The sequence below is a fragment of the Polaribacter sp. IC066 genome (assembly GCF_007997085.1).
GTDB lineage: Bacteria > Bacteroidota > Bacteroidia > Flavobacteriales > Flavobacteriaceae > Polaribacter.
This window is the reverse complement of sequence record NZ_VORR01000097.1, coordinates 1-4088: the sequence shown is the minus strand read 5'-3', so window position 1 is coordinate 4088 and position 4088 is coordinate 1. Positions and strand designations below refer to the sequence as shown.

The 4088-nt window shown below is 31.4% G+C and carries 5 protein-coding genes; all 5 read left to right on the top strand.

The features are described from left to right. Positions 1-301 precede the first annotated feature (301 nt). Positions 302-697, top strand: a complete 396-nt coding sequence (locus ES044_RS17830) for a hypothetical protein (protein ID WP_147187456.1) — start codon at positions 302-304, stop codon at positions 695-697. A 13-nt stretch (positions 698-710) separates the two neighbouring features. Beyond that, positions 711-1175, top strand: a complete 465-nt coding sequence (locus ES044_RS17825; RefSeq protein WP_147187455.1) for a hypothetical protein — start codon at positions 711-713, stop codon at positions 1173-1175. A gap of 186 nt (positions 1176-1361) precedes the next feature. Further along, on the top strand, positions 1362-1757 hold the full coding sequence (locus ES044_RS17820) for a hypothetical protein (protein ID WP_147187456.1): 396 nt from the start codon (positions 1362-1364) through the stop codon (positions 1755-1757). A gap of 13 nt (positions 1758-1770) precedes the next feature. Next, positions 1771-2235, top strand: coding sequence for a hypothetical protein (locus ES044_RS17815; RefSeq protein ID WP_147187455.1), 465 nt, complete (start codon positions 1771-1773; stop codon positions 2233-2235). Between the two features lie 654 nt (positions 2236-2889). Next, positions 2890-3714, top strand: coding sequence for an abortive infection family protein (locus tag ES044_RS17810; RefSeq protein WP_147120793.1), 825 nt, complete (start codon positions 2890-2892; stop codon positions 3712-3714). The last annotated feature ends 374 nt before the right edge of the window (positions 3715-4088 follow it).

Genomic DNA, 4088 nt, shown 5'->3' with positions numbered 1-4088 from the left:
CTTTGGTAGAGTTTCAATCCGTTGAATTTCCTCTTGAGTATATTCGTTATCTAAATGCGAGAAATTATGTTTACAATCATCTGAATCTGACATAATTTGAATATAAATACGTATTAATTAAAACGTACGCCAACACCGTATAAAATTAATTTGCTGGTTTTAGCATACTTACGAAAGTCCGTGTCGCCTTTCTTTTTTGCATTGTTTAATTAGTTGTCGGTAAATTACGCAAACTAATATTATACAATCACGTTAGCAAACATTTGAAAAAAAACTGCGAAAACCAACTAAAAATTCACATATGGAATTAAAAGAATTCATCAAAACCACCATAACACAAATATCTCAAGCTATTATTGAAGCTCAAGCGGAACTTGAAGGAAGTGATATGATAGTTAACCCTTCAGGATTAGCAACAAGTTCAAATGGAGATAAATATTTGAGAACTGACGGATGGAGATACGTACAAAATATCGAAATAAACGTTGGAGTTACAGCATTCGAAAAAGAAGGAGGAAAAGCTGGAATTGGAATTGTAACTGGAATATTATCTGGTGGTGCACAAACGTCTACTGACAATTCTAACCAAATTGTTAGTACAGTTAAATTTGATATTCCTGTGGCATTACCATCAAGTCCAACACCAAAAGGACACAAAGCTCATAGACCAATATCAGTGAAATCTAATTTAAGTTAAAACCATTTAAAGTTTGAAATTAAACAAACAATTATCCGGAATCGCTGGAGAGTATTATGTAGCAGCGGAATTATCAAGAAGAGGTTATTTAGCAGCAATAACTCTTCGGAATTCAGATGGAGTGGACATTTTAGTAAGTAACATCGATGGAGATAAACTTTTTTCAATTCAAGTAAAAAGTACCCAAAATAAACGAAAATGGATTTTATCTAAAAAAGTAGAAGCTGAATTTTCTGAAAAAAAATATTTTGTATTTGTAAATATACCTGCTGATATAAATTTACAACCTGAATTTATAATTGTCCATTCAAAAGTATTAGCAGATAACATTTACAATGGTCATAGAGATTGGTTGTCAAAGCCAGGAAAAAACGAAAAAATAAGAAATGATTCGACAGTCAGACAATTTGACCCGAGATATTTTCAACCTTTGGAATTGTTGAATTGGGATAAATTAATTGCTAAAATAGATGAATAAAAACGTTTGCTAACACCGTGTATAAAAAATTGCTAAATTAATGCTTATCTAAAAGCTAGTTGCATTTTTACGTACTACTGATTTTCCGTTGGAAAATCCTCGCACACAAAAATCGCAACTTTCAATACACAAACAAGTTAGCAAACATTTGAAAAAAAACTGCGAAAACCAACTAAAAATTCACATATGGAATTAAAAGAATTCATCAAAACCACCATAACACAAATATCTCAAGCTATTATTGAAGCTCAAGCGGAACTTGAAGGAAGTGATATGATAGTTAACCCTTCAGGATTAGCAACAAGTTCAAATGGAGATAAATATTTGAGAACTGACGGATGGAGATACGTACAAAATATCGAAATAAACGTTGGAGTTACAGCATTCGAAAAAGAAGGAGGAAAAGCTGGAATTGGAATTGTAACTGGAATATTATCTGGTGGTGCACAAACGTCTACTGACAATTCTAACCAAATTGTTAGTACAGTTAAATTTGATATTCCTGTGGCATTACCATCAAGTCCAACACCAAAAGGACACAAAGCTCATAGACCAATATCAGTGAAATCTAATTTAAGTTAAAACCATTTAAAGTTTGAAATTAAACAAACAATTATCCGGAATCGCTGGAGAGTATTATGTAGCAGCGGAATTATCAAGAAGAGGTTATTTAGCAGCAATAACTCTTCGGAATTCAGATGGAGTGGACATTTTAGTAAGTAACATCGATGGAGATAAACTTTTTTCAATTCAAGTAAAAAGTACCCAAAATAAACGAAAATGGATTTTATCTAAAAAAGTAGAAGCTGAATTTTCTGAAAAAAAATATTTTGTATTTGTAAATATACCTGCTGATATAAATTTACAACCTGAATTTATAATTGTCCATTCAAAAGTATTAGCAGATAACATTTACAATGGTCATAGAGATTGGTTGTCAAAGCCAGGAAAAAACGAAAAAATAAGAAATGATTCGACAGTCAGACAATTTGACCCGAGATATTTTCAACCTTTGGAATTGTTGAATTGGGATAAATTAATTGCTAAAATAGATGAATAAAAACGTTTGCTAACACCGTGTATAAAAAATTGCTAAATTAATGCTTATCTAAAAGCTAGTTGCATTTTTACGTACTACTGATTTTCCGTTGGAAAATCCTCGCACACAAAAATCGCAACTTTCAATACACAAACACGTTAGCTTTCATTGACCACTCAAATTCTGAAAATGGAATATCTAGTTTGAAAATCTTGATTTTTAAAGAAAAAACTAAAAAATGTGGAACACTCTCTCGCTCGGAAAATTTTGCGAATATTGAGCAAAATTTGAATTTATAAAACGTGCGAATTTACTCAAACTCTGAAAATCAGTTTGGCGGAATTCTTACTCAAAATCTGAATTTAGAAAGTTTGCGGAATTGAGTAAAATGCGAAAAATCTGAATTGCGAAATTTACTCAAACTCTGAATTGAAAATTTGGCGGAATAATCAATCAAAAGTTGAATTCTGAAAAATTAGAAAAGAAAAATATAACAGAATTATAAACTGAAAAACAACGAAAAGCTAACACCGTATAAAAAAAATTGCTAAATTAGTGCTTAACCAAAGGCAGTTGCATTTTTATGTACTTTGATTTTCCGTTGGAAAATCCTCGCACACAAAACCGCAACTTTTCTTATACAACAACGTTGTGCACTATTAAAAACTGAACTAAATGACAAAACTTTCATTCATTGAAAAAAATAAATTTGAGAAACTTTTCGGAATGAAAACTGGATTTGTTATGGATTTTACGGACAGAACTTTCCAAGAATTTGTTGGAGATGCTGTTGGAATTGACATTTATGATGAAAAATATAATTATGGAAGTGGCTCAAAAGCAAACAGATTGCGTGGATTTTGGAGCGAAGAATCGAATTATAATATTGGGACACTATTAGCAAAATTATTGGAATATTGGCTTGACCAGGCACAGTCTGGAGAAATTAATTATGACCGAGCAGACGAAAATAATTATCAAGATTGCACAGGAATTGTTGAAAAAATAAAAGCCGAAAACCCAGTCGAAAATATAGATGCTATTCAAGCGAATACGGACGACAGAACATTCAATATATTAGCGGAATCAGTAAGGGAAAGTATAACAAAAAATGAACCTGAAAAAGCATTAGATAGACTTCATACATTTACAATAAAATACGTTCGACAATTATGTGAAAATCATCAAGTTTCTTATGAGAAAGAAACACCACTTCATAGTCTATTTGGAGGTTATGTCAAAAAAATAGTGAAAGAAGGACTTGTGGAATCTACAATGACTGAAAGGATTTTGAAATCATCTATTTCTGTTTTAGAGGCTTTTAATGGAGTAAGAAATAATCAAAGTTTCGCACACGATAATCAAATATTGAATTATAATGAAAGCATATTAATTTTTAACAATGTTTCTAATGTAATCAGATTTTTAGAAACAATAGAAAAACCAAAAACTGAAGAAAAAAAAGAAACAGTTGAGGAATGGAAAGACCTTCCGTTCTGAAAAAAATAACAGTGCACAACACCGTATATAATTTATTGCTGGCTTCTCGCCTATTTACGAAAGTCCTCGCGGACTTTCTTGGTCGGTAATTATTTACTAAATTAGTTGCTTGAAACACGCAACAAACCATATACAACAACGTTAGCAAAAACTGGCTGATTTTCTAAATTAGAAGCTAAAGTCATTTAAAAAAACATTTTGCTTTAAAGTTTGAACCCCAAAATCGGAGAAAAAAATGCGGAACGTGGAACACTCTCTCGCTAATCAGAATTTTGGAATTTCAGCTTTTTGGTGGAATTACAAAATTGCGGAATTTAGCAAAGTTATGAATTCCTAAAATGTGAAAAACACTCAAACTCTGAAAATCTTAATTG